This is a genomic window from Aquabacterium sp., from assembly GCF_044226965.1.
Classification (GTDB): Bacteria; Pseudomonadota; Gammaproteobacteria; order Burkholderiales; family Burkholderiaceae_C; genus Pseudaquabacterium.
Genome location: NZ_JBGAGA010000033.1, coordinates 26,269 through 48,270, shown reverse-complemented (window position 1 = coordinate 48,270; position 22,002 = coordinate 26,269). Strand labels below are relative to the sequence as shown.

The window sequence follows — 22,002 nt, the reverse complement described above, 5'->3', positions numbered from 1 at the left end:
ACGGCAGGCGCGCGCGGGCCTCAGATCATCCCGGACTTGGCCATGACGGCGCGCAGGCTGGCGAACTCGTCATCGACGAACTTGTCGAATTCGGGGCCACTCATCAGCGCCGGCGTCCAGCCATTCTTCTCCAGCGATTCGGCCCAGGACTTCGTCTTGGCGGCCTTCAGGATCATTTCGGTGAGCGCCTTGCGCTGCTCGGCGTTGATGCCCGGCGCGCCATACACGCCGCGCCAGTTGCCGATCACCACGTTGATGCCTTGCTCCTTCAGCGTCGGCACGTCGATGCCCTTGAGCCGCTTGTCGGACGTCACGGCCAGCGCGCGCATCTTGCCGGTGTTGATGTATTCGGCAAACTCGCTGTAGCCGCTGCCGCCCACGCTCACATTGCCGCCCAGGATGGCGGCGGTGGCCTCGCCGCCCCCACGGAACGCGACATAGTTGATCTTCGCCGGATCGACGCCGACTTCGCGCGCGATCATCGCCGCGGCAATGTGCTCGGTGGAGCCGCGCGAGCCGCCGCCCCACTTGATGCTGCCGGGGTCCTTCTTCATCTGCTCGACCACGTCCTTCATGGTCTTGAACGGCGAATTGGCCGGCAGCACGAAAACGTTGTATTCGCTGGTCAGGCGCGCCAGCGGCGTCGCTTGCGACAGGCTCACCGGCGGCTTGCCGGTGATCAGGCCACCGAGCATCACCGCGCCCATCACCATCAGCGCATTCGGGTCGCCCTTGCTGCCGTTGACGAACTGGGCCAGACCGATCGCGCCGGCCGCACCGCCCTTGTTGTCGTAGCTCACCGAGGCCGCGACACCGGCCTCCTGCAGCGCCTTGCCCAGCGCCCGGCCCGTGGTGTCCCAACCGCCGCCCGGGTTGGCCGGGATCATCATCTTCAGGTTGGTCGAGGCACGCGCCGAGAGCGGCAGCGCACCGGCAGCCGCGAGTGCGGCCATCGACCTCAGGAAAGTATCACGACGCATGCTTGTCTCCTTGTCAGCGTTGACAGATTGCGGACAGGCTGCATATTCCCTCCCCTGCCTGTCGATCGGCTGTCGGCTGACCTAGGGAAAATGCCAGGGTGATACCTGCCAAGGATCGCCGCACCAAAGCGGCGATCATCGCGCCTGATGAAGCTGCTGCTGATCGAAGACAACCTCGCCATGCAGACCACGCTGCAGCGTTCGTTCGAGCGGCGCGGCATCCACGTGGTGGCGTGCGGCGACGGCAGCCGGGCGCTGGACCGCTGGCAGGCCAGTGTGCCGGACGTGGTGCTGCTGGACCTCAGCCTGCCGGGCCTCGATGGCCTGGACGTGTTGTCGCGCGCCCGCGCGGCGGGCCTGACGACACCGGTGATCATCCTCACTGCCCGCGGCAGCGTCGGCGATCGCATCCTCGGCCTGAACACCGGCGCCGACGACTATCTGCCCAAGCCCTTCGACCTGGATGAGCTCGAGGCCCGGGTGCGCGCGCTGGTGCGCCGCCAGGGCGGCGGCGCCGCTGGCGCCGAGGCGCGCTTCGAGGCGCCGGAATACTGTGGGCTGCGGCTCGACGGCCAGAGCGGCGCCGTTTACCACCGCGGGCAGCCGCTCGAGCTGGCGCCGCGCGAACTGGCCCTGCTGCGTGCCTTGCTCGGCCGCCCGGGCCAGGCGGTGGCCAAGGAACGCCTGCTCGACCTGGTGTTCGCCAACGAGGCCGAGGTGCAGCCCGACGCGATCGAGGTCGTCGCCTACCGACTGCGCAAGAAGCTGGCAGGCACCGGCGCCAAGCTGGTCACCCTGCGCGGCCTGGGCTACTTGCTGCAGCCGCAGGCGTGACGGCGGGGATGGTGCGACAGTCCCTGCTGGGTCGCGTGGCGCGCCTGTCGATGCGGGCGCGTCTGCTGCTGGGCATTCTGCTGCCAATGGGCATCATGGTGGCGATCAATACCGTGAGCCTGTACCGGCAGGCCTTGCACGCGGCCGATACCGCCTACGACCGCACGCTGCTGGCCTCGGCCAAGGCCATTGGCGAACAACTCGAGGTCGGGCAGGCGCCCGACGGCAGCGGACCGCAGGTGCGCGCCACCGTGCCCTACTCGGCGCTCGAGGCCTTCGAGGCCGACAACCGCAGCCGCATGTTCTACCGGGTATCGGGATTCCAGGGCGAAATGGTTTCCGGCTTCGAAGACCTGCCGCGCTGGCACGGCCGCATCCCGGACAAGGGCATCTACGCCGCCCTGGTCGACTTCTACGATGACAGCTACCGCGGCCAGAACGTGCGCGTCGCCGTGCTGCTGCAGCCGGTCGCCGGGCAGGCGGGCCAGGGCATGGCGACAGTCCAGGTGGCTGAAACGCTGGAGCTGCGGCGCACGCTGGCGCAGCAGATGCTCGTGGCCACCCTGTGGCGCCAGGCTGCGCTGCTGGCGGTGATCGCGCTGGTCGTGGTCTGGGTCGTCGGCCGCGCGACGCGGCCGGTGCAGGCCCTGAGTGCCGCGATCAAGGCACGCGATCCGGACGATCTGTCCCCGATCGCCGTCGCGCAGGCCCCGCGCGAACTGCGCCCGCTGATCGATGCGACCAACGATGCCCTGGCCCGGGTGGCCGACCTGGTCGCCCATCAGCGCCGCTTCGTGCGCGATGCCTCGCACCAGCTGCGCACGCCGCTGGCCGTGCTGAAGGCGCAGGTGCAGTCGGCGCTGCGCGGAGACCTCCCGCCGGACGAAGCGCTGCGCGATATCGGCCAGACGGTGGACGGGGCCACGCGGCTGGCCAACCAGATGCTCGCGCTGGCCAAGGTCGAGCAACTGCGGCAGCAGGGCGACAGCGAGAGCAGCGACTGGTCGGCGCTGGTGCAGGAGGTGGCGCTGGAACTTGCACCGCTGATCGCCGAGCGGGAGCTCGATTTCGACCTGCTCCTGCAGCCGGCCCCGGTGCGGGCGCATGCCTGGGCCCTGCGCGAGTTGACGCGCAACCTGCTGCACAACGCCATCAAGCACAGCCCGCGCCATGGGCGACTGGTGGTAAATCTGCAGGCTGTGGCCGGCGGCGCGTGCCTCGGCATCACCGACAGTGGTCCCGGCATCTCCGAATCGCTGCGCCCGCGCCTGTTCCAACCCTTTGCGGCGGGAGAAGCCGGCAGTGGATCGGGCCTGGGCCTGGCCATCTGCCGGGAAATCGTCCATTCGCTGCAGGGCAGCCTGGCGCTGGACAATCTGCTCGACCAAGGCCGCATTGCCGGACTGCGGGCCCAGGTGACGCTGCCGTTGCAGGAGCGCGCAGCCGACGACACCGCGGCGGATTCCGTCGACAATTCCGCTCGATGACTGCCCGCGCTCCAGCCCTGCCCAAGACCCTCCGCGACGACCACGGCGCTGCCGTGCGCCTCGACAAATGGCTGTGGGCGGCGCGATTCTTCAAGACCCGCTCCCTCGCCGCTGACGAAATTGGCAAGGGCCGGGTCACAGTCAACGGCCAGGTGGCCAAGGCCTCGCGCGAGCTGAAAGTCGGCGACGAATTGCAGCTGCGCCAGGGTTCCGCCCGGCTCACCGTCCACGTGCTGGGCCTGAGCCATGTGCGCGGACCCGCGCCGGTGGCCCAGGCCCTGTACGCGGAAACACCGGAAAGCCAGGCCGCCCGTGCGGCTGCGGCCGAGCAGCGCCGGCTGGCGGCGGAGCCGGCGCTGGCCATCACCCAGGGGCGCCCGACCAAGCGCGACCGGCGCGAGCTGTCGCAGGTGGAATGGCAGCGCTGGAGCGCATCGATCGACGAGCCCTGATCGAAGGGCCGCAGCACCAAACCCGCCCGAGCGCTGAGGCAGCGCAAAAAGTCCCTCTTGAAGTTCCGGACATGGTCCCCATGTCTCGACCGACCCTCGAAGGCCGCCGTTATCAGACGGCCTTTTTCCATCCCGCCAGATCCCGCGAAAACGCGCCCGACACCATGACAACACCGGAGAACGACCTGACGCCCCCGTCCGCAGCCGAAGCCGCCCCGGAGCCCAGCGCCGAGCAACAGCTGGCAGCGCTGGAAGCCAAGTACAACGAGGCCAACGACGCTTACCTGCGCGCCCGCGCCGACGCGGAGAACACACGCCGGCGGTCGGAGGAAGAGCTCAGCAAGGCGCGCAAGTACGCGATCGAGGGCTTTGCCGAGAACCTGCTGCCGGTGAAGGACAGCCTGGAAGCCGCGATCGCGATGCCCAATGCCAGCGTCGAGCAGGTGCTCGAAGGCGTGCATGCCACCTTGCGCCAGCTGAGTGCCGCGCTGGAGCGCAACAAGGTGCTGCAGATTGCGCCGCCGGCCGGCACGAAGTTCGATCCGCACCAACATCAAGCCATCAGCATGGTGCCGGCCGAGCAGGAGGCCAACACGGTGGTGGCCGTGCTGCAAAAGGGCTACCTGATCGCCGACCGGGTGCTGCGGCCCGCGCTCGTCACGGTGGCCGCGCCGAAGTGACCGGCGCTTGACACTATCCACACCGCCGCGCCCTTGAAAGCGCCGCAGTTATCCACAACTCGAAGACAACCAAACATTCCCCCTCAGGAGCAGACCACATGGGCAAGATCATTGGCATCGACCTCGGCACCACGAACTCGTGCGTGGCCATCATGGAAGGCAACTCGACCAAGGTGATCGAGAACTCGGAAGGTGCCCGCACCACGCCGTCGATCATTGCCTACCAGGAAGACGGCGAAGTGCTGGTCGGCGCCTCGGCCAAGCGCCAGGCCGTGACGAACCCGAAGAACACGCTCTATGCGGTGAAGCGCCTGATCGGCCGCAAGTTCACCGAGAAGGAAGTGCAGAAGGACATCGACCTGATGCCCTACAAGATCGCGGCCGCCGACAACGGTGACGCCTGGGTCGAGGTCCGGGGCAAGAAGCTCGCGCCGCCGCAGGTCAGCGCCGAAGTGCTGCGCAAGATGAAGAAGACCGCCGAGGACTACCTCGGTGAAGAGGTCACCGAGGCCGTCATCACGGTGCCGGCCTACTTCAACGACAGCCAGCGCCAAGCCACCAAGGACGCCGGTCGCATCGCCGGCCTGGACGTCAAGCGCATCATCAACGAGCCGACCGCGGCCGCGCTGGCCTTCGGCTTGGACAAGCATGGCAAGGGCGATCGCAAGATCGCGGTGTTCGACCTGGGCGGTGGCACCTTCGACATCTCGATCATCGAGATTGCCGATGTCGATGGCGAAAAGCAGTTCGAGGTGCTGTCGACCAATGGCGACACCTTCCTCGGTGGTGAAGACTTCGACCAGCGCATCATCGACTACATCGTCACCGAGTTCCGCAAGGAGCAAGGGGTCGACCTGACCAAGGACGTGCTCGCTCTGCAGCGCCTGAAGGAAGCGGCCGAGAAGGCCAAGATCGAGCTGTCGAACTCGACGCAGACCGACGTCAACCTGCCCTACATCACGGCCGATGCCTCGGGTCCGAAGCACCTGAATATCAAGCTGACGCGCGCCAAGCTCGAATCGCTGGTCGAGGAACTGATCGCGCGCACGATCGAGCCCTGCCGCATTGCGGTGAAGGATGCCGGCGTCAAGGTCGGCGAGATCGACGACGTGATCCTGGTGGGCGGCATGACCCGCATGCCCAAGGTGCAGGACAAGGTCAAGGAGTTCTTCGGCAAGGAGCCGCGCAAGGACGTCAACCCCGACGAAGCGGTGGCCGTCGGTGCCGCGATCCAGGGTCAGGTGCTCGGTGGCGAGCGCAAGGACGTGCTGCTGCTGGACGTCACCCCGCTGAGCCTGGGCATCGAGACCCTGGGCGGCGTGATGACGAAGATGATCAAGAAGAACACGACCATCCCGACCAAGTTCGCGCAGACCTTCTCGACGGCCGATGACAACCAGCCGGCCGTGACGATCAAGGTCTTCCAGGGTGAACGCGAGATGGCCTCGGGCAACAAGAGCCTGGGCGAGTTCAACCTGGAGGGCATTCCGCCGGCGCCGCGCGGCCTGCCGCAGATCGAGGTCACCTTCGACATCGACGCCAACGGTATCCTCCACGTCAGCGCCAAGGACAAGGGCACCGGCAAGGAGAACAAGATCACCATCAAGGCGAACTCGGGTCTGTCCGAGGCCGAGATCGAGAAGATGGTCAAGGACGCCGAGGCCAATGCGGCCGAAGACGCCCGCAAGCTCGAACTGGTGCAGGCCCGCAACCAGGCCGACGCGATGGCCCACTCGGTGAAGAAGAGCCTGGCCGAGCACGGCGAGAAGCTCGACGCCGGCGAGAAGGAAAAGATCGAGGCCGCGCTGAAGGACGTGGAAGAAGCGCTCAAGGGCGACGACAAGGCCACGATCGAGGCCAAGACCGAGGCGCTGATGGCCGCGAGCCAGAAGCTGGGCGAGAAGCTGTACGCCGAGCAGCAGGCGGCTGCGGGTGCGGCGGGCGCGGCCGCCGGCGGCGGCGGCGAAGCGCCGAAGGCCGAGGCCAAGCCGGCCGACGACAACGTGGTCGATGCCGAGTTCAAGGAAGTCAAGAAGTGATGTGCCGTCAGGCCCGCGGGCCTGACGCCCCCTCTCGCCGCGTTCGGAGTGACAGGCTGGCGCCTGCGCTTCAACGCGGCGGACTCGTTTCGACGTGCTGAGAATCGACACGGACCATGGCAAAGCGCGACTACTACGAAGTGCTCGGGGTGGCGAAGAACGCCTCCGACGAAGACATCAAGAAGGCCTACCGCAAGCTGGCCATGAAGTACCACCCTGACCGCAACCAGGGTGACGATGCCAAGAAGGCCGAGGAAAAGTTCAAGGAGGCCAAGGAGGCCTACGAGATGCTGTCCGACGGCCAGAAGCGCGCGGCCTACGACCAGTACGGCCATGCCGGCGTGGACCCCAATGCAGGCGGTGCAGGCTTCCGCGGCGGGCCGGAAGGTTTTGGCGGCTTTGCCGAGGCCTTTGGCGACATCTTTGGCGACATCTTCAACGGCGGCGGCCGGCGCGGCGGTGGCCAGCAGGTCTACCGCGGCTCGGACCTCTCGTACGCGATGGAAATCACGCTCGAAGAGGCTGCGCACGGCAAGGATGCGCAGATCCGCATCCCGACCTGGGACACCTGTGAAACCTGCCACGGCAGTGGCGCCAAGCCTGGCACCAGCGCCAAGACCTGCAGCAGCTGCAATGGCTCGGGCACGGTGCACATGCGCCAGGGCTTCTTCAGCATCCAGCAGACCTGCCCGCACTGCCACGGCTCGGGCAAGATCATTCCCGAGCCCTGCACCACCTGCAACGGCGCCGGCAAGATCAAGCGCCAGAAGACGCTGGAGGTGAAGATCCCTGCCGGCATCAATGAAGGCATGCGCATCCGCTCGGCCGGCAATGGCGAGCCCGGCACCAACGGCGGCCCCTCGGGCGATCTCTACATCGAGATCCGCATCAAGGAACACGACATCTTCGAGCGCGACGGCGACGACCTGCATTGCACGGTGCCGGTGCCGATGACCACGGCAGCGCTCGGCGGCACGATCGAGGTGCCGACGCTTGGCGGCAAGGCCGAGATCGAACTGCCCGAGGGCAGCCAGCACGGCAAGACCTTCCGGCTGCGCGGCAAGGGCATCAAGGGCCTGCGCTCCAGCTACCCGGGCGACCTGTACTGCCATGTCGCGGTCGAGACGCCGGTCAAGCTCACCGAGCACCAGCGCAAGCTGCTGAAGGAGCTGGACGAATCGCTGCGCAAGGGGGGCGAACGGCATTCGCCGAACGCCAAATCCTGGACCGACCGGGTCAAGGATCTGTTCAAGTAGGGCGGCCCGGCTCAAGCCGGCGGTGGCCGCCGCCGATAAGGTGAAAACCAAGCCCTGTCGGTAGCCACCATGCCTTTGCCCGGTCCACCTTCCGTCGCCCACCCGTGCGCCGGCCTGCCAGAAGAAAGGCAGGTCCGGGCATGATGATCGACCGCGACATCGACCAGGCCCAGGCGCTGGTCATCGACAGCAACCCCACGTCACGCAGCGTGATGGCCGCGCAGCTGCGGGACCTGGGCGTGGGTCATGTCAAGCAGACCGGGCGCGTCAACGAGGCCCGGCTGGCGCTGGAGCAGCGCCCGTACGACATCGTGCTGTGCGACTACCACTTCGAAGGCTCGGACATGTCGGGCCAGGACCTGCTGGACGAACTGCGGCGCGAGAACCTGCTGCCCTACTCGACCGTGTTCATCATGGTCACCGGCGAGGCCACCTACGCCACGGTGGTCGAGGCCGCCGAAGCCGCGCTCGACAGCTACCTGCTCAAGCCCTACACCGCTTCGGCGCTGGGCGAACGCCTGGGCGAGGCACGCCGCCGCAAGCGCGTACTGGCCGACATCTTCGAGGCGATGGAACAGCAGCAGCTGGGCACGGCCGCCAAGATCTGCCTGCGCCGCTTCCAGGGCCGCGAAAGCTACTGGCTGTTCTGTGCGCGCGTGGCCGCCGAACTGCTGTTGAAGATGGACCAGCACGAACAGGCGCGCAAGGTCTACGAAGTGGTGGCGCAGGAAAAGGGCATTCCATGGGCCAAGCTCGGCATTGCGCGGGCGCAGTTCGCTGCTGGTGAAGTGAGCCCTGCGCGGCGCTCGGTCGAGGCCGTGCTGCGCGAATCGCCCGAACACGCCGACGCTTACGACGTGCTCGGCCGCATCCAGGTCGACCAGGGCGAACTCGCCCAGGCGCTGACCACCTACCGCATTGCCTCGCAATTGACGCCGGGCTGCCTGCTTCGCCTGCAGCATTGCGGCACGCTGGCGTTCTACCAGGGCGAGCGTGACGAAGCGATCCGCATGCTCGAACGCGTGATTGCGATGGGCCTCAAGTCCAAGCTCTTCGACGCGCTGACGCTGATGCTGATGGCCTTCCTGCGCCATGACACCGGCGACACGAAGGCCCTGGTGATCGCGCACGACTACATCAAGAAGTTCGTCGAGCGGCACCCGGAATCCAAGCGCCTGAAACGCATGGAGCTCACCGCCAACGCGCTGCGCCTGCTGCTGGCGCGCCAGCCCGAACAGGCCCTGGCCCTGGCCCGCGAACTGGCCGAAGGCATTGCGGCGGACAACTTCGATGTCGAAGGCTCGAACCTCGTGCTGGCGCTGTGGACGCGCCTGCCCGAAGCGCATGTGCCGCACGAAGAACTCGAAGCACTGGTGCGCCAGATCGCGCTGCGCTTCTGCGTGTCAAAGGCCGTCACCGAAGTGCTGGTGGCCTCCGCGCAGCGCAGCGAGCGCCTGGTGACCCTGATCCGCAGCTGCCAGTCCGAGATCACGACCATCGCCGAGGAGGCCATGGCCCACTCGGTGCGTGGCAAGCCGCGCTCGGCGGTCGAATCGCTGCTGCGCCAGGGCACCGACACGCGCAACGCGAAGCTCATCGAGATGGCCGGCCTGGTGGTGCGCCGCCACGCCGACACCATCGAGGGCCGCGACGCGCTGATGGCCGAGGCCACGCAGCTGCAGCAACGCTTCTGTCAGCCGGTGACCCACCTGGCCGGCGTGCGCCGCACCGGGCGTTCGCCGGGCGGGCTGGTACTGCGCACCTGAAGCCTGCGCGGGTCAGAACAGGCTGCCCTGCACCGGCGTGGGGTCGGCGTCGCCGCTGGCTGCGCCAGGACGCCGGAACAGACTCAGGTCGAGTTCCACTCGCTGGCGGTTGAGCCCCAGCTTCGCGCAGGCCTTGTCGAAGCGCTGCCGCAACAACTCGGCCCAGAGGCCGGTCCCTTTCATGCGCTGGCTGTAGTCTGCGTCGTAGTCCTTGCCGCCGCGCATGTCCCGCAGCCGGGCCATCACGCGCGCCGCCCGTTCCGGAAAGTGCTGGCCCAGCCACTGCTGGAACAGCGGATTCACCTCCCACGGCAGTCTCAGCACGATGCTGAACGCCGACCGAGCACCCCTTGCCTGTGCGGCTTCAAGCACCTGCTCGAGTTCGGGTTCGTTGAGGAACGGAATGACCGGTGACACGCTGACGCCCACCGGCACACCAGCCTCGGCCAGACGCTCGATGGTCTTGAGCCTGCGTTCAGGCGCCGCCGCGCGCGGCTCCATCACCCGCGCCAGCGCCGGATCGAGCGTGGTGATGGATACGTAGGCCGCGGCCAGGCGCTGCTCGGCCATCGGGGCGATCAGGTCGAGGTCGCGCTCGATACCGGACGACTTGGTGACCACCGAGAACGGATGACGGTACGCCTGCAACACCTCGATCACCGAGCGCGTGATGCCCAGCTTGCGCTCAACGGGTTGGTAGGCATCGGTGGCGGAACCAATGTTCAGCAGCTTCGGCGTGTAGCGGCGTGCCTCGAAGGCGGCGCGGAGGCGTTCGGCCGCATTGACCTTGGCAATGAGGCGGGTCTCGAAATCAAGGCCCGGCGACAGGTTCAGGTAGCTGTGGGTGGGTCGCGCGAAGCAGTAGATGCAGCCATGCTCGCACCCGCGATACGGATTGATCGACAGATCGAAGTCGATGTCCGGCGAGTCGTTGCCGGCAAGGATGCTCCTGACCTGCTGCTCGAGGACCTGCGTCTGCGGCGCGAGCCGCTCTTCCAGGGCGGACTGCTCGTAGGTGCCCCACCCGTCGTCAAAGGCCTCGCGCTCATCGCGGTGAAAGCGATGCGGTACCGCCCACGCGGTGCCACGGCCCTTGATCGGCGCATGCACCTGTGCCGCGGCGGGGTCGCTGGGCACGGCGGCAATGGGGATTCGGCGCTGCATACTGTGAATATATACAGCTTCTTCGTAATCGTCCAGCCGGCCTGCGGCGGCCGGCGTTGCGGCCGTCAGTATTCGCCGCTGCCGCCGCTGCCCGGCGCCAGGTTGTCGAACTTGGTCAACGGCTTCACGAAGGCCAGCTTCACGGTGCCCACGGGCCCGTTGCGCTGCTTGCCGATGATGATCTCGGCGATGCCCAGCTCCTTCGATTCCTTGTTGTAGTACTCGTCACGGTAGATGAACATGATCACGTCCGCATCCTGCTCGATGGCGCCGGATTCGCGCAGGTCACTCATCATCGGGCGCTTGTCGGTGCGCGTCTCGACCGAACGGTTCAGCTGCGAGAGCGCGATCACGGGACACTGCAGTTCCTTGGCCAGCGCCTTCAAGCCGCGCGAGATCTCGCTGATCTCGGTGGCGCGGTTCTCGCCATCGGACTTCGATGTGCCGCTCATCAGCTGCAGGTAGTCGATGACGATCAGGCCGACCGTGCCATGCTGGCGCGCCATGCGGCGAGCGCGCGCACGCAGCTCGGCCGGATTGAGGCCCGGTGTCTCGTCGATGTACAGCGGCGCCTTGCCGAGCTTGTCCACCGCCTCGGTGAGCCGGCCCCACTCGTCGTCCTTGATGCGGCCGGTGCGCAGGCCACTCTGGTCGATGCGGCCGAGCGAGCCCACCATCCGCAGCGCCAGCTGCGAGGCGCCCATTTCCATCGAGAACACCAGCACCGGCAGGCCTTCATTGACGGCCACGTTCTCGGCGATGTTCAGCGCGAACGCGGTCTTGCCCATCGAGGGACGCGCTGCCAGGATCACCAGGTCGCCCTTCTGCAGTCCGGCCGTCATGCGGTCCATGTCGTAGAACCCGGTGCGCACGCCGGTCACGTCCTCGGCGCCGTTCTCGTAGAGCTCGGTCACGCGGTCGATCAGTTCCACCGCGAGCTGGCTGATGCTCAGGAAGCCCTGCTTGCTGCGCGAGCCTTCCTCGCCGATCTTGAAGATCTTGCCCTCGGCCTCGTCCAGGATCTGCGACACCGCCCTGCCCTGCGGATTGAAGGCATTGGTCGCAATCTCGTCGGAAGCCGAGATCAGCTTGCGAAGGATCGCGCGCTCACGCACGATCTCTGCATAACGTCTCAAGTTGGCGGCACTCGGCACGCTCTGCGCCAGCGCGTTCAGGTAGGCGAGCCCGCCCACCGCTTCGGCCTTGCCGTTGCTCTGCAGCTGCTCGAACACCGTGATCACGTCAGCCGGCTTGCTGCCGCCGATCAGCGTCGCAATCGCGTTGAAGATCTCGCGGTGCTCGTAGCGGTAGAAGTCGCTGTCGGTGACGATGTCGCCGGCGCGGTCCCAGGCCATGTTGTCGATCAGCAGGCCACCGAGCACGCTCTGCTCGGCCTCGGTGGAATGCGGGGGTACCCGCAGCCGGGCCACTTCATCGTCGGCCGGGCGTTCGGTGGAGGTGAAGGAGGTGGCCATGGGTGTGTACAAGCCTGTGGGCAAACCTTGGATCGACGACCTGAACTTGTGGAGAACTTGAGGCGCCCAAATGAAGAAGGGCCGGCAGAGCCGGCCCTTTCACTGGCGAAAGTCGAACGAGAGCTTACTCAGCCTCGGCGACGACCGCAACGGTGATGTCGACCACGACATCGGTGTGCGCAGCCACCGACACGGTGTGCTCGCCCACGGTCTTCAGCGGACCATTGGGCATGCGCACCTGCGCCTTGGCGATGTCGAAGCCCAGCTTCTTCAGGCCTTCGGCGATGTCGGCGTTGGTCACCGAGCCGAACAGACGGCCGTCGACGCCGGCCTTCTGGGAGATCGTCACGGTCTTGCCGGACAGCTTCTCGCCGGTGGCTTGCGCAGCAGCCAGCTTCTCGGCGGCCGCCTTTTCGAGTTCGGCGCGGCGCACCTCGAATTCCTTGATCGCGGCGTCCGTCGCGCGGCGGGCGCGCTTGGTCGGGATCAGGAAATTGCGGGCGTAGCCGTCCTTGACCTTGACCACATCACCCAGATTGCCCAGGTTGGCCACCTTGTCGAGCAGGATCACTTGCATGTTGTTCTCTCCTTGCTCAGACGCGGTGCTGGTCGCTGTACGGCAGCAGCGCGAGGAAGCGGGCACGCTTGATCGCGGTGGTCAGCTGGCGCTGGTAGAACGCACGCGTGCCGGTCAGGCGGGCTGGCGTGATCTTGCCGTTCTCGCCGACGAAGTCGCGCAGCACGTCGACATCCTTGTAGTCGATCTCTTCGACACCGGCGACGGTGAAGCGGCAGAAGCGCTTGCGCTTGAACAGCAGCGACTGCTGGTTGCGCTTGGGCTTGCGGTCCTTGGAAAACTTACCTTTACCACGGGGCGGGGGCATGGTGCACCTCTTTCAAATCTGGCGTTGATACGGTTGAGCTCGTTCAGGCGAGTTCGGTGATGTGGAACAGCAGTCCGCGGCCGTTGCGGGCACTGGCCAGGAAGCCGGCGAAGGTGCCTTGACTTCCCAGGACCAGCCGACCCAGGTGCTGCGTGATCGCCCCGATGCCCAGCGCCTTGATCTCCATCGAAACCTTGCGCGGCGAGCCATCCTCGGTGACCGTCGACTCGTGCTGCAGTCTCAGGTCCAGCGCCGGCACGCCGGCGGGGGTGTAGCGCAGAGCACCTCGCTCGATCAGCTGCGCCGTCAGCACCAGGCGATTGAGGCCTGGCAGGGGCGCGGCCGGCTCGGGCACGGCAGCTGCGGGTTCCAAATCAGGCGCTCGCCTCCTGGGCGGCCTTGCGGGCCTCTTCCTTCTCGACCGCCTTCATCATGATCGACGGTGCGGTCTCGGCCTTGCTCTTGGCCACGGTGAGGTGGCGCAGCACGGCGTCGTTGTAGCGGAAGCCGGTTTCGAGCTCGGTCAGGGTTTCCTTCGAAACCTCGATGTTCAGGCACACGTAGTGGGCCTTGGCCAGCTTCTGGATCATGTAGGCCAGCTGGCGCCGACCCCAATCCTCGACCCGGTGCACCTTGCCGCCAGCGGCGGTGACGATGCCCTTGTAACGTTCCAGCATGGCCGGAACCTGCTCGCTTTGATCCGGATGGATCACGAGCACGATCTCGTAATGACGCATGAACACTCCTTGTGGGTTCCGTGAATCGGAAGCCACCCGCCAAGCGTCGTTCCGGCGGTGTGGCAGGAAGCCAGCAGGTGCTGGCAGAAAAGCCCGCGATTATAGCCAGAACCGCGAATGCGACCGCCTCAGCGTGGCGGCGGCCCGTCCTCCGGCCGTCGAAGCCGGGCAACGAACTCGCTTTCGCTGCCAGCCGGCCGCGGCGACAGCAGGCTCACCAGCACCAGGGCCAGGAAGCCGGCCGGGACGCCAAAGACCCCGGCCGCCACGGGATCGATGTCGAACCAGCGCACCGCTGGGCCCGCCAAGCCCAGCCAGGCGCGCGTGGTCGGCAGCCCGGCCACCATCGCACCGGCACAGACGGCCAAGCCTGTCAGCATGCCCGCCACGGCACCGGCACGGGTCGCCCGGCGCCAGAACACGCCCATCACCAAGGCAGGAAAGAAGGCCGCGGCCGCCAGGGAGAAGGCCGCGGTGACGAACGGGAGGATGCCGGCAATCCGCAACGAGGCCACCCAGGCCGCCGATACGGCAGCCAACAGCACCATCAGCTTGGACAGCATCACCCGCCGCACGGCCGAGGCCTTGGGGTTGATCGCGCGGTAGTACAGATCGTGCGACAGCGCGTTGGAGATCGTCAGCAACAGGCCATCGGCCGTCGACAGCGCTGCCGCGAGCCCACCCGCGGCCACCAGGTAGGTCACCACCACCGGCAACGCGCCGAGTTCGGGGGCGGCCAGCACGATCATGTCACCGGCCAGTCGAAGCTCGGAAAGCTGCAGGATTCCGTCGCCGTTGATGTCCTGCACCGACACCAGCCCGGGGTCCAGCTTGCTCCAGCGCCGAATCCAGTCGGGCAGCGCGGAGAAGGAAGTGCCGATCAACTGCGTGAACACCTGGTACTTGACCATTACGGCCAGCGCAGGAGCGCACAGGTACAGCAGCACGATGAACGACAGCGACCAGCCGACCGAGCGCCGCGCCGCCGCCACCGAAGGGGTGGTGTAGTAGCGCGTCAGCACGTGCGGCATCGCGGCGGTGCCCACCATCAGGCAGAACACCAGCGCCAGGAAGTTGCGGCGCGCGGACGTGCCGTCGCCACCCGTGGCGGGCAGTTCACCGCGAACCTCGCCGCGCGCGGCGAAGGGTTGGGTCTGCGGCGCAAGTCCGGCCAGCGGCAGTGCCAGCTGAGCGGCCTGCGCGAGGTCGCGTTCGTAGGCGGCACGGGCGTCCGCCACGTTGCGCGGCTGGCGCTGCAGGCGGCGCTCGGCCTGCTGGATCACGGCCAGCGGCGCCTGCTCGGCGCGCAGGCGCTCGATCTCCTGGGCCATCTGGTTCGCGTCATTGACCATCGCCGCCGGCACGTCGGCCAGCTTGGCGCGCGCTTCCTCGGCGCGCTGGGCCCACAAGCGGCGCACCTGCAACTCGGCAGGGTCCTGTGCCAGCGCCTGTTCGCGCTGCGAGACCACTGTCAGCTGCTGGTGGTAACTCAACAGCGGCGTCCACGAGCCGGTCTGGTTCACGCTGAGCCAGAGCACCGGCACCATGTAGGCAATGATCAGCACGATGTACTGCGCCACCTGGGTCCAGGTGACGGCGCGCATGCCCCCGAGGAAGGAACACACCAGGACGCCGCCGAGCCCGACGAAGATGCCGATCTCGAAGCTGAAGCCGGTCAGGTGCGAGGTGATCAGCCCCACGCCGTAGACCTGGACGACGACGTAGACGAAGGAGACCGCGACGGTGGCGATAACGCCGATCAGACGCGGCAGCTTGCCGCCGTAGCGCGCGCCCAGGAAATCGGGAATCGTGAACTGGCCGAAGCGCCGGAGGTAGGGTGCCAGAAGCAGTGCGACGAGGCAGTAGCCGCCCGTCCAGCCCAGGATGTAGGCCAGGCCGGCGAAGCCCTGCAGGTACAGCACGCCCGCGGTGCCGATGAACGAGGCGGCCGACATCCAGTCGGCCGCGGTGGCCATGCCGTTGTACATCGCCGGCACGCGGCGGCCGGCCACGTAGTACTCCGACTCGTCGGTGGTGCGGCTCATCAGCCCGATGCCGGCATACACCAGCACCGTGGCAATCAGGAAGCTGCCGCCGATCCAGTGCCGCGGCCAGCCGCTTCGCTCGGCCGCCGCGAGACCGATGATGAACAGCACGACGCCCAGCGTGAACAACGCGTAGCGCCGATGCAGCGTCCGGCTGAAACGCTGCGTTGCGTCACCGGCCGGCGTGTCGCGACGCTTGTCCATCGCAGCGCCGGCCCGCGGGCCCTTCAGCGGGCGGCCAGCCGCGTCCAGGTGTCGACCACCGAATCCGGGTTCAGCGAGATCGACACGATGCCTTCGGAGGCCAGCCAGTCGGCGAACTCGGGATGGTCGCTCGGGCCTTGCCCGCAGATGCCGACGTACTTGCCGGTGGCGCGACAGGCCGTGATGGCCCGCGAGATCAGGGCACGCACCGCCGGGTCGCGTTCATCGAAGTCTTCGGCCAGCTGTTCGAGGCCCGAATCGCGGTCCAGGCCCAGCGTGAGCTGGGTCAGGTCGTTCGAGCCGATCGACATGCCATCGAAGTGCTCGAGGAACTGGTCGGCCAGGATCGCATTGCTGGGCACTTCGCACATCATGATGACGCGCAGGCCCTCCTTGCCGCGCTGCAGGCCGCGGTCGGCCAGCAGGCCCAGCACGCGCTCGGCCTGGCGCACGGTGCGGACGAAGGGCACCATGATCTCGACATTGGTCAGGCCCATGTCGTTGCGCACGCGCTTCAGCGCCTCGCACTCCATGCCGAAGGCATCGGCGAACTCGCCGCTGATGTAGCGCGAGGCCCCACGGAAGCCGAGCATCGGGTTCTCTTCGTCCGGCTCGTAGCGCGAGCCACCGATGAGCTTCTTGTACTCGTTGGACTTGAAGTCCGACAGGCGCACGATGACCGGCTTGGGCCAAAAGGCTGCGGCAATCGTCGCGACGCCTTCGGCCACCTTGTCGACGTAGAACGCGCGCGGCGAGGCATGGCCGCGTGCCACCGATTCGACCGCCTTCTTCAGGTCCGGGTCGACGTTCGGGTAGTCGAGGATGGCCTTGGGATGCACCCCGATGTTGTTGTTGATGATGAATTCGAGCCGCGCCAGACCGACCCCTGAGTTCGGGATCTGTGCAAATTCGAAGGCCAGCGACGGATTGCCGACGTTCATCGTGATCTTCACCGGGCAATACGGCATCTCGCCCCGGCGCACCTCGGTGACCTCGGTCTCGAGCAGGCCGTCGTAGATGAAGCCGGTGTCGCCTTCGGAACAGACCACCGTCACCAGCGCCCCGTCGGCAAGCTTCTCGGTGGCATCGCCGCAACCGACCACGGCCGGGATGCCGAGCTCGCGCGCGATGATCGCCGCGTGGCAGGTGCGGCCGCCGCGGTTGGTGACGATGGCGCTGGCGCGCTTCATCACCGGCTCCCAGTTCGGGTCGGTCATGTCGGTGACCAGCACGTCGCCAGGTTGCACACGGTCCATCTCGGCGATCGAATGCACCAGCCGCACGGGACCGGTGCCGATCTTCTGGCCGATCGCGCGGCCTTCGGCCAGCACGGTGCTGTGGCCCTTGAGCTTGTAGCGGTGCTCGACCTGGGCGCCGGCCTGGCTCTTCACCGTCTCGGGGCGTGCCTGCAGGATGTAGAGCTGACCATCGACGCCGTCCTTGCCCCACTCGATGTCCATCGGGCGCTTGTAGTGCTGCTCGATGATGAGGGCGTACTTGGCCAGCTGGATCACGTCCGCGTCATTCAGCGAATAGCGGTTGCGCATTTCCGGCGGCGTCTCGACGGTCGTGACCAGCTTGCCGGTGGCGGCGCGCTCCTCGGGGGTCGCGAAGGTCATGCGAATCAGCTTGGAGCCCAGCGAACGGCGGATGATCGGCTGCTTGCCGGCTTTCAGGCCGGGCTTGTGCACGTAGAACTCGTCAGGGTTCACGGCGCCCTGCACCACGGTTTCGCCCAGGCCGTAGCTGGCGGTGATGAAGACGACATCCTCGAAGCCCGACTCGGTGTCGATCGTGAACATCACGCCGGCCGCACCGGTGTCGGACCGCACCATGCGCTGCACGCCGGCCGACAACGCCACGTCATGGTGGGCATAGCCCTTGTGCACGCGGTAGCTGATCGCGCGGTCGTTGTACAGCGAGGCGAAGACCTCCTTCATCTTGTGCAGCACGTCGTCGATGCCATGCACGTTCAGGAAGGTCTCCTGCTGGCCAGCGAACGAGGCGTCCGGCATGTCTTCCGCGGTGGCCGAGGAGCGCACCGCGAAACTGGCCTCGGGGTTGCCCTGGGTCAGCGCGGCGAAGGCCTCGCGCACCGCGGCCTCGAGCGCAGGCGGGAACGGCGCATCGGTGACCCAGGCCCGCACTTCCGCGCCAGCCTCCGCCAGTGCCTTCACGTCGTCGGTGTCCAGCGCGGCCAGGCGCCGGTTGATCTTGTCGGTGAGGCCGCCGTGGTTCAGGAACTGGCGGAAGGCATGCGCGGTCGTCGCGAAACCGCCCGGCACGCGCACACCCGTGGCGGCGAGCTGGCTGATCATTTCGCCGAGGCTGGCGTTCTTGCCGCCAACCACCTCGACGTCGGTCATTCTCAGATCTTCAAAGGGTACGACCAGGGCGGTCGCCAGGGACGGGGATGACATGGGAAAGCTCCGTGATGGTGAGAAACCGGTGCCGTCCAGGCTGCATCGCGGGCCCGCGCTCGTGCCAATTCGAGTTCGATGTGGGGGCAGGAGGGGCTCATCGCGGCAGATGCAGCTGTCGTTCGCCTGAGTGGCCAGACTGGCGGGATATGGCGGCGATTCTAAGGACGAAACGCCTATCATCCCTGAACTTCCGCTGAATGACGCCCTGCCGCGCCCGGCCCATGCCCCATCGAAGCGTGTTCTTTGTCTCGGATGGCACCGGCATCACTGCCGAGACCTTCGGCAACTCGATCCTCGCGCAGTTCTCGGCCAAGCCACGCCATGTGCGACGTCCCTTCGTCGACACGGTAGACAAGGCTCGCGCCGTGGTGACGGAGATCAACCAGGTGGCCGAGGCCGAGGGCCGTCGACCCATCGTCTTCATCACGCTGGTCAACGACGAGGTGCGCCACATCGTCACCGGCAGCGAGTGCCGCGGACTGGTGCTGGACATGTTTCGCGCCTTCGTCGAACCGCTGGAGGTGGAATTCGGCATCAAGTCGAACCACCGCGTCGGCCGTTTCTCCGATGCGGCGAAGAGCCATGAGTACAACGAGCGCATCGAAGCGATCAACTTCTCGCTGGCGCACGACGATGGCCAGTCGGCGCGCAACCTGGCGCAAGCCGACGTGATCCTGCTCGGCGTGAGCCGCTGCGGCAAGACGCCGACCTCGCTGTACCTGGCCATGCAGCATGGCATCAAGGCCGCCAACTACCCGCTGATTCCCGAGGACTTCGAGCGTCACAAGCTGCCGTCGGCGCTGGCGACCCATCTGGGGAAGTGTTTCGGCCTGACGATCGACCCGGAACGGCTCGCGCAGATCCGCAACGAACGCCGGCCCGACAGCAAGTACGCCGCGCTGGAGAACTGCCGCTACGAGGTGCGCGAGGCCGAAGCGATGATGCGACGGCATGGCATATCGTGGCTCAGCTCCACGCACAAGTCGATCGAGGAGATCGCGACGACCATCCTGCGCGACATCAGGCCGGACCGGCTGATCTATTGAACCTTGGGCGCGGCCTGCCGCATCGATTCATGCAGGCAGATCGCCGCAGCGGCCGCGACGTTCAGCGACTCCTCGCCTCCCGGCTGCGCGATGCGCACGGTCAGCGCACAGCGCGCCAGCAGCGCCGGATCGACGCCCTGACCCTCGTGGCCCATCAGCCAGGCGCAGGGCGACGGCAGGGTGGCTTCGTGCAGCCACGTGCCGGCCTGCAGGCTGGTGCCGATCCAGGGCACGGCCAGCGTCTCGAGATCGCCTGGCTTCAAACCTTCGACCAGGTTCAGCCCGAAATGGGCGCCCATGCCTGCACGCAGCACCTTGGGCGACCACAGCAACGCCGTGCCCTGCAGCGCCAGCACCTGGCGCACACCAAACGCCGCCGCCGTGCGCAGCATGCTGCCGACATTGCCGCTGTCCTGCACGCGGTCCAGCACCAGGCTTGCAGCCGAAGCATCGATGGCTGGCGCCTGCGGGAACGGCCACACGAAACCGATGCCGGCCGGCGATTCGAGCGCGCTGATGCCACCGAAGAGCACGTCGGGGACGACGGCGACCCGTGGCGCCCAGGCCGCCAGTTCGCGCAGGACCGGGCGCTGCCAGGCCGATTCGGCCACCAGCGCCTGCAGCGGCTTCAGGCCACGCTGGCGGAGCGCGCTGCACAGATGCTCACCTTCCAGCCAGACCTCGCCGGCCTTGCGGTAGGCGCCGCCATCGCGCACCAGCCTGCGCAGGCGCTGCAGCAGCGGGTTGTCGCGCGAGGTGATCGACTGCGGCGCGGTGCTCATGGTCGACCTTGCAGGGCCTCGCGCACCGGCGCATAGCTGCGGCGGTGGACCTCACAGGCCCCATGCGCTCGCAGGGCCGCCAGATGCTCGGGCGTCGGGTAACCCTTGTGGGTGGCGAAGCCATAGGCCGGAAAGCGCTGGTGCAGGTCTTCGCACAACCGGTCGCGGTGCACCTTGGCCAGGATCGAGGCCGCGGAGATCGCCGCCACCTTGGCATCCCCCTTGACGATGGCCTCGGCCGGCATGCGCAGCACGGGCAGCCGGTTGCCGTCAACCAGCACCTTGTGTGGCACCAGGCGCAGGCCCTCGACCGCGCGTCGCATTGCCAGCATGGTTGCGTGCAGGATGTTCAACTCGTCGATCTCGTCGACACTGGCCTCGGCAATGCAGCAGGCCAGCGCCTTGGCGCGGATCTCGTCGAACAGGCGTCCGCGCTTGAGCGGACTGAGGGCCTTCGAATCGGCCAGGCCCTGGATCGGCTGCAAGTCGTCCAGGATCACGGCAGCTGCGACCACCGGTCCGGCCAGCGGCCCGCGCCCGGCCTCGTCAACGCCGGCCACCAGACCTGGCGTGTCCCAGACCAGGCCCAGCTGCTCGGGCTTAGCGATCGATGACTTGCGCGATGGCATCGGTGGCTTTCCGGGCCGTGTCCTGCCGCAGCGTGTGGTGCAGGTCGATGAAGCGCCGCGCCAGCGCCTGGCGACGCGACACATCGTCCAGCCAGGCCAGGGTTTCGCGCGCCAGGGCCTCCGGCGTGGCGGCATCCTGGATCAGCTCCGGTACGACGAACTCGCGGCTCAGGATGTTGGGCAGGCCGACCCAGGGCAGGTAGTTCATGCGCTTCATGCGCTGCCAATTGAGCCATGCCAGCCGGTAGGTGATGACCATCGGGCGCTTGAACAGGGCCGCTTCCAGTGTCGCGGTGCCGCTGGCGATCAGGGTGACGTCGCAGGCTGCCAACGCATCATGAGAGCGGCCATCGATCAACTGCACCGCAAGGCCCGGCGCGTGAGCAGACAGGATCGGCTCGACCAGAGCACTCAGCCCGGGCACCACCGGCATCACGAAGCGCAGTGCCGGACGCTGGCGCGCCATCAGTGCCGCCGCAGCGGCCATCGAGGGCGCGATGTGTCGGATCTCGCTGCGCCGGCTGCCCGGCAGCAACGCCACCACCTGATCCTCCGGCTGCAGTCCCAGCGCTGCCCGGGCGGCCTCGCGCGGCGGCTCGAGCGGAATCGCATCGGCCAGCGGATGGCCGACGAAGCTCGCCGACACGCCATGCTGCTGCAGCAGCGCGGGTTCGAACGGGAACAGGCACAGCACATGGTCGGCCGCGCGCCGGAGCTTCTGAACGCGTTCGCCGCGCCAGGCCCAGATCGACGGGCAGACGAAGTGCAGCGTCTTGATCCCGCCCGCGCGCAGGCGCGTCTCGAGGCCGAAATTGAAGTCGGGAGCGTCGACACCGATGAAGGCATCGGGTCGGTCGGCCAGCAGCCGATCACCCAGCGCACGGCGAATGCGCAGCAGCTCAGGCAAGCGACTCAGCGCATCGAGGTAGCCAAAGACCGACAGGCGTTCATGCGGCCACCAGGCCTGGAAGCCCTGCGCCGCCATGCGCGGCCCACCGATGCCGAACGCGCTGGCCTCGGGCCAGCGCGCCTTCGCACCCGCAAGCAACAGGCCCGCCAGCAGGTCACCCGACGCCTCGCCGGCCACCAGCGCCAGCCGCGGAGCCTTGCGCAACATGG

General features: G+C 67.3%; 20 protein-coding genes. 8 read left to right on the top strand and 12 right to left on the bottom strand.

Going from position 1 to position 22,002, the window contains the following annotated elements; translation table 11 throughout:
- Positions 1 to 20: 20 nt before the first annotated feature.
- Positions 21 to 980, bottom strand: coding sequence for a Bug family tripartite tricarboxylate transporter substrate binding protein (locus ACILR4_RS16005; protein ID WP_395701845.1), 960 nt, complete (start codon positions 978 to 980; stop codon positions 21 to 23).
- A 147-nt stretch (positions 981 to 1,127) separates the two neighbouring features.
- Between ACILR4_RS16005 and ACILR4_RS16000 the strand changes: the two genes are divergently transcribed.
- The 7 genes from ACILR4_RS16000 to ACILR4_RS15970 all read left to right on the top strand — a co-directional run bounded on the left by ACILR4_RS16000 (position 1,128) and on the right by ACILR4_RS15970 (position 9,494).
- Positions 1,128 to 1,814: a response regulator transcription factor gene (locus ACILR4_RS16000; protein ID WP_395701844.1), complete on the top strand. Its 687-nt coding sequence runs from the start codon at positions 1,128 to 1,130 to the stop codon at positions 1,812 to 1,814.
- 8 nt (positions 1,815 to 1,822) lie between these two features.
- Entirely contained in the window at positions 1,823 to 3,301 is a 1,479-nt protein-coding gene (locus ACILR4_RS15995; protein ID WP_395701843.1) for a sensor histidine kinase, read from the top strand.
- On the top strand, positions 3,298 to 3,753 hold the full coding sequence (locus tag ACILR4_RS15990; RefSeq protein WP_395701842.1) for an RNA-binding S4 domain-containing protein: 456 nt from the start codon (positions 3,298 to 3,300) through the stop codon (positions 3,751 to 3,753). Before ACILR4_RS15995 ends, ACILR4_RS15990 begins: the two co-directional genes overlap by 4 nt.
- A 164-nt stretch (positions 3,754 to 3,917) precedes the next feature.
- Positions 3,918 to 4,433: a nucleotide exchange factor GrpE gene (gene grpE / locus ACILR4_RS15985; protein WP_395701864.1), complete on the top strand. Its 516-nt coding sequence runs from the start codon at positions 3,918 to 3,920 to the stop codon at positions 4,431 to 4,433.
- A 98-nt stretch (positions 4,434 to 4,531) separates the two neighbouring features.
- Positions 4,532 to 6,472 (top strand): molecular chaperone DnaK, encoded by a 1,941-nt coding sequence (dnaK, locus tag ACILR4_RS15980; protein ID WP_395701841.1) that lies wholly within the window; start codon positions 4,532 to 4,534, stop codon positions 6,470 to 6,472.
- A gap of 116 nt (positions 6,473 to 6,588) precedes the next feature.
- The gene (dnaJ, locus tag ACILR4_RS15975; RefSeq protein WP_395701840.1) at positions 6,589 to 7,728 is read left to right on the top strand and encodes a molecular chaperone DnaJ; all 1,140 of its coding nucleotides are present in this window, start codon (positions 6,589 to 6,591) and stop codon (positions 7,726 to 7,728) included.
- A gap of 140 nt (positions 7,729 to 7,868) precedes the next feature.
- On the top strand, positions 7,869 to 9,494 hold the full coding sequence (locus ACILR4_RS15970; protein WP_395701839.1) for a response regulator: 1,626 nt from the start codon (positions 7,869 to 7,871) through the stop codon (positions 9,492 to 9,494).
- A gap of 12 nt (positions 9,495 to 9,506) precedes the next feature.
- On the opposite strand, the gene ACILR4_RS15965 is transcribed toward ACILR4_RS15970, so the two are convergent.
- From ACILR4_RS15965 to ppsA, 8 genes are all read right to left on the bottom strand, one after another.
- Positions 9,507 to 10,658, bottom strand: coding sequence for a PA0069 family radical SAM protein (locus ACILR4_RS15965; RefSeq protein WP_395701838.1), 1,152 nt, complete (start codon positions 10,656 to 10,658; stop codon positions 9,507 to 9,509).
- Between the two features lie 65 nt (positions 10,659 to 10,723).
- A complete protein-coding gene (dnaB, locus tag ACILR4_RS15960; protein ID WP_395701837.1) occupies positions 10,724 to 12,133 on the bottom strand; it encodes a replicative DNA helicase in 1,410 nt (469 codons plus the stop codon).
- A 124-nt stretch (positions 12,134 to 12,257) separates the two neighbouring features.
- Positions 12,258 to 12,710, bottom strand: coding sequence for a 50S ribosomal protein L9 (rplI, locus tag ACILR4_RS15955; protein ID WP_395701836.1), 453 nt, complete (start codon positions 12,708 to 12,710; stop codon positions 12,258 to 12,260).
- Positions 12,711 to 12,726: 16 nt separating this feature from the next.
- A complete protein-coding gene (gene rpsR, locus ACILR4_RS15950; protein ID WP_284617033.1) occupies positions 12,727 to 13,017 on the bottom strand; it encodes a 30S ribosomal protein S18 in 291 nt (96 codons plus the stop codon).
- A 43-nt stretch (positions 13,018 to 13,060) separates the two neighbouring features.
- Positions 13,061 to 13,390, bottom strand: coding sequence for a primosomal replication protein N (priB, locus tag ACILR4_RS15945; protein ID WP_395701835.1), 330 nt, complete (start codon positions 13,388 to 13,390; stop codon positions 13,061 to 13,063).
- Between the two features lies 1 nt (position 13,391).
- Positions 13,392 to 13,754, bottom strand: a complete 363-nt coding sequence (gene rpsF / locus ACILR4_RS15940; RefSeq protein ID WP_395701834.1) for a 30S ribosomal protein S6 — start codon at positions 13,752 to 13,754, stop codon at positions 13,392 to 13,394.
- Between the two features lie 128 nt (positions 13,755 to 13,882).
- Positions 13,883 to 16,003 carry a VC_2705 family sodium/solute symporter gene (locus ACILR4_RS15935; protein WP_395701833.1) on the bottom strand — a complete coding sequence of 707 codons (2,121 nt, stop codon included), beginning with the start codon at positions 16,001 to 16,003 and terminating at the stop codon, positions 13,883 to 13,885.
- A 23-nt stretch (positions 16,004 to 16,026) separates the two neighbouring features.
- A complete protein-coding gene (ppsA, locus tag ACILR4_RS15930) occupies positions 16,027 to 18,423 on the bottom strand; it encodes a phosphoenolpyruvate synthase (RefSeq protein ID WP_395701832.1) in 2,397 nt (798 codons plus the stop codon).
- Positions 18,424 to 18,647: 224 nt separating this feature from the next.
- Between ppsA and ACILR4_RS15925 the strand changes: the two genes are divergently transcribed.
- Positions 18,648 to 19,472 carry a pyruvate, water dikinase regulatory protein gene (locus ACILR4_RS15925; RefSeq protein ID WP_395701831.1) on the top strand — a complete coding sequence of 275 codons (825 nt, stop codon included), beginning with the start codon at positions 18,648 to 18,650 and terminating at the stop codon, positions 19,470 to 19,472.
- Here ACILR4_RS15925 and ACILR4_RS15920 read toward each other — a convergent pair.
- Genes ACILR4_RS15920 through lpxB form a run of 3 tightly spaced genes read right to left on the bottom strand, consistent with a single transcriptional unit; the run spans position 19,466 to position 22,000 of the window.
- Positions 19,466 to 20,254: a TrmH family RNA methyltransferase gene (locus tag ACILR4_RS15920; protein ID WP_395701830.1), complete on the bottom strand. Its 789-nt coding sequence runs from the start codon at positions 20,252 to 20,254 to the stop codon at positions 19,466 to 19,468. The two genes, ACILR4_RS15925 and ACILR4_RS15920, sit on opposite strands and share 7 nt — an antisense overlap.
- The gene (gene rnhB / locus ACILR4_RS15915; protein WP_395701829.1) at positions 20,251 to 20,883 is read right to left on the bottom strand and encodes a ribonuclease HII; all 633 of its coding nucleotides are present in this window, start codon (positions 20,881 to 20,883) and stop codon (positions 20,251 to 20,253) included. Before rnhB ends, ACILR4_RS15920 begins: the two co-directional genes overlap by 4 nt.
- Entirely contained in the window at positions 20,855 to 22,000 is a 1,146-nt protein-coding gene (gene lpxB / locus ACILR4_RS15910; RefSeq protein WP_395701828.1) for a lipid-A-disaccharide synthase, read from the bottom strand. Before lpxB ends, rnhB begins: the two co-directional genes overlap by 29 nt.
- Positions 22,001 to 22,002 lie beyond the last annotated feature (2 nt).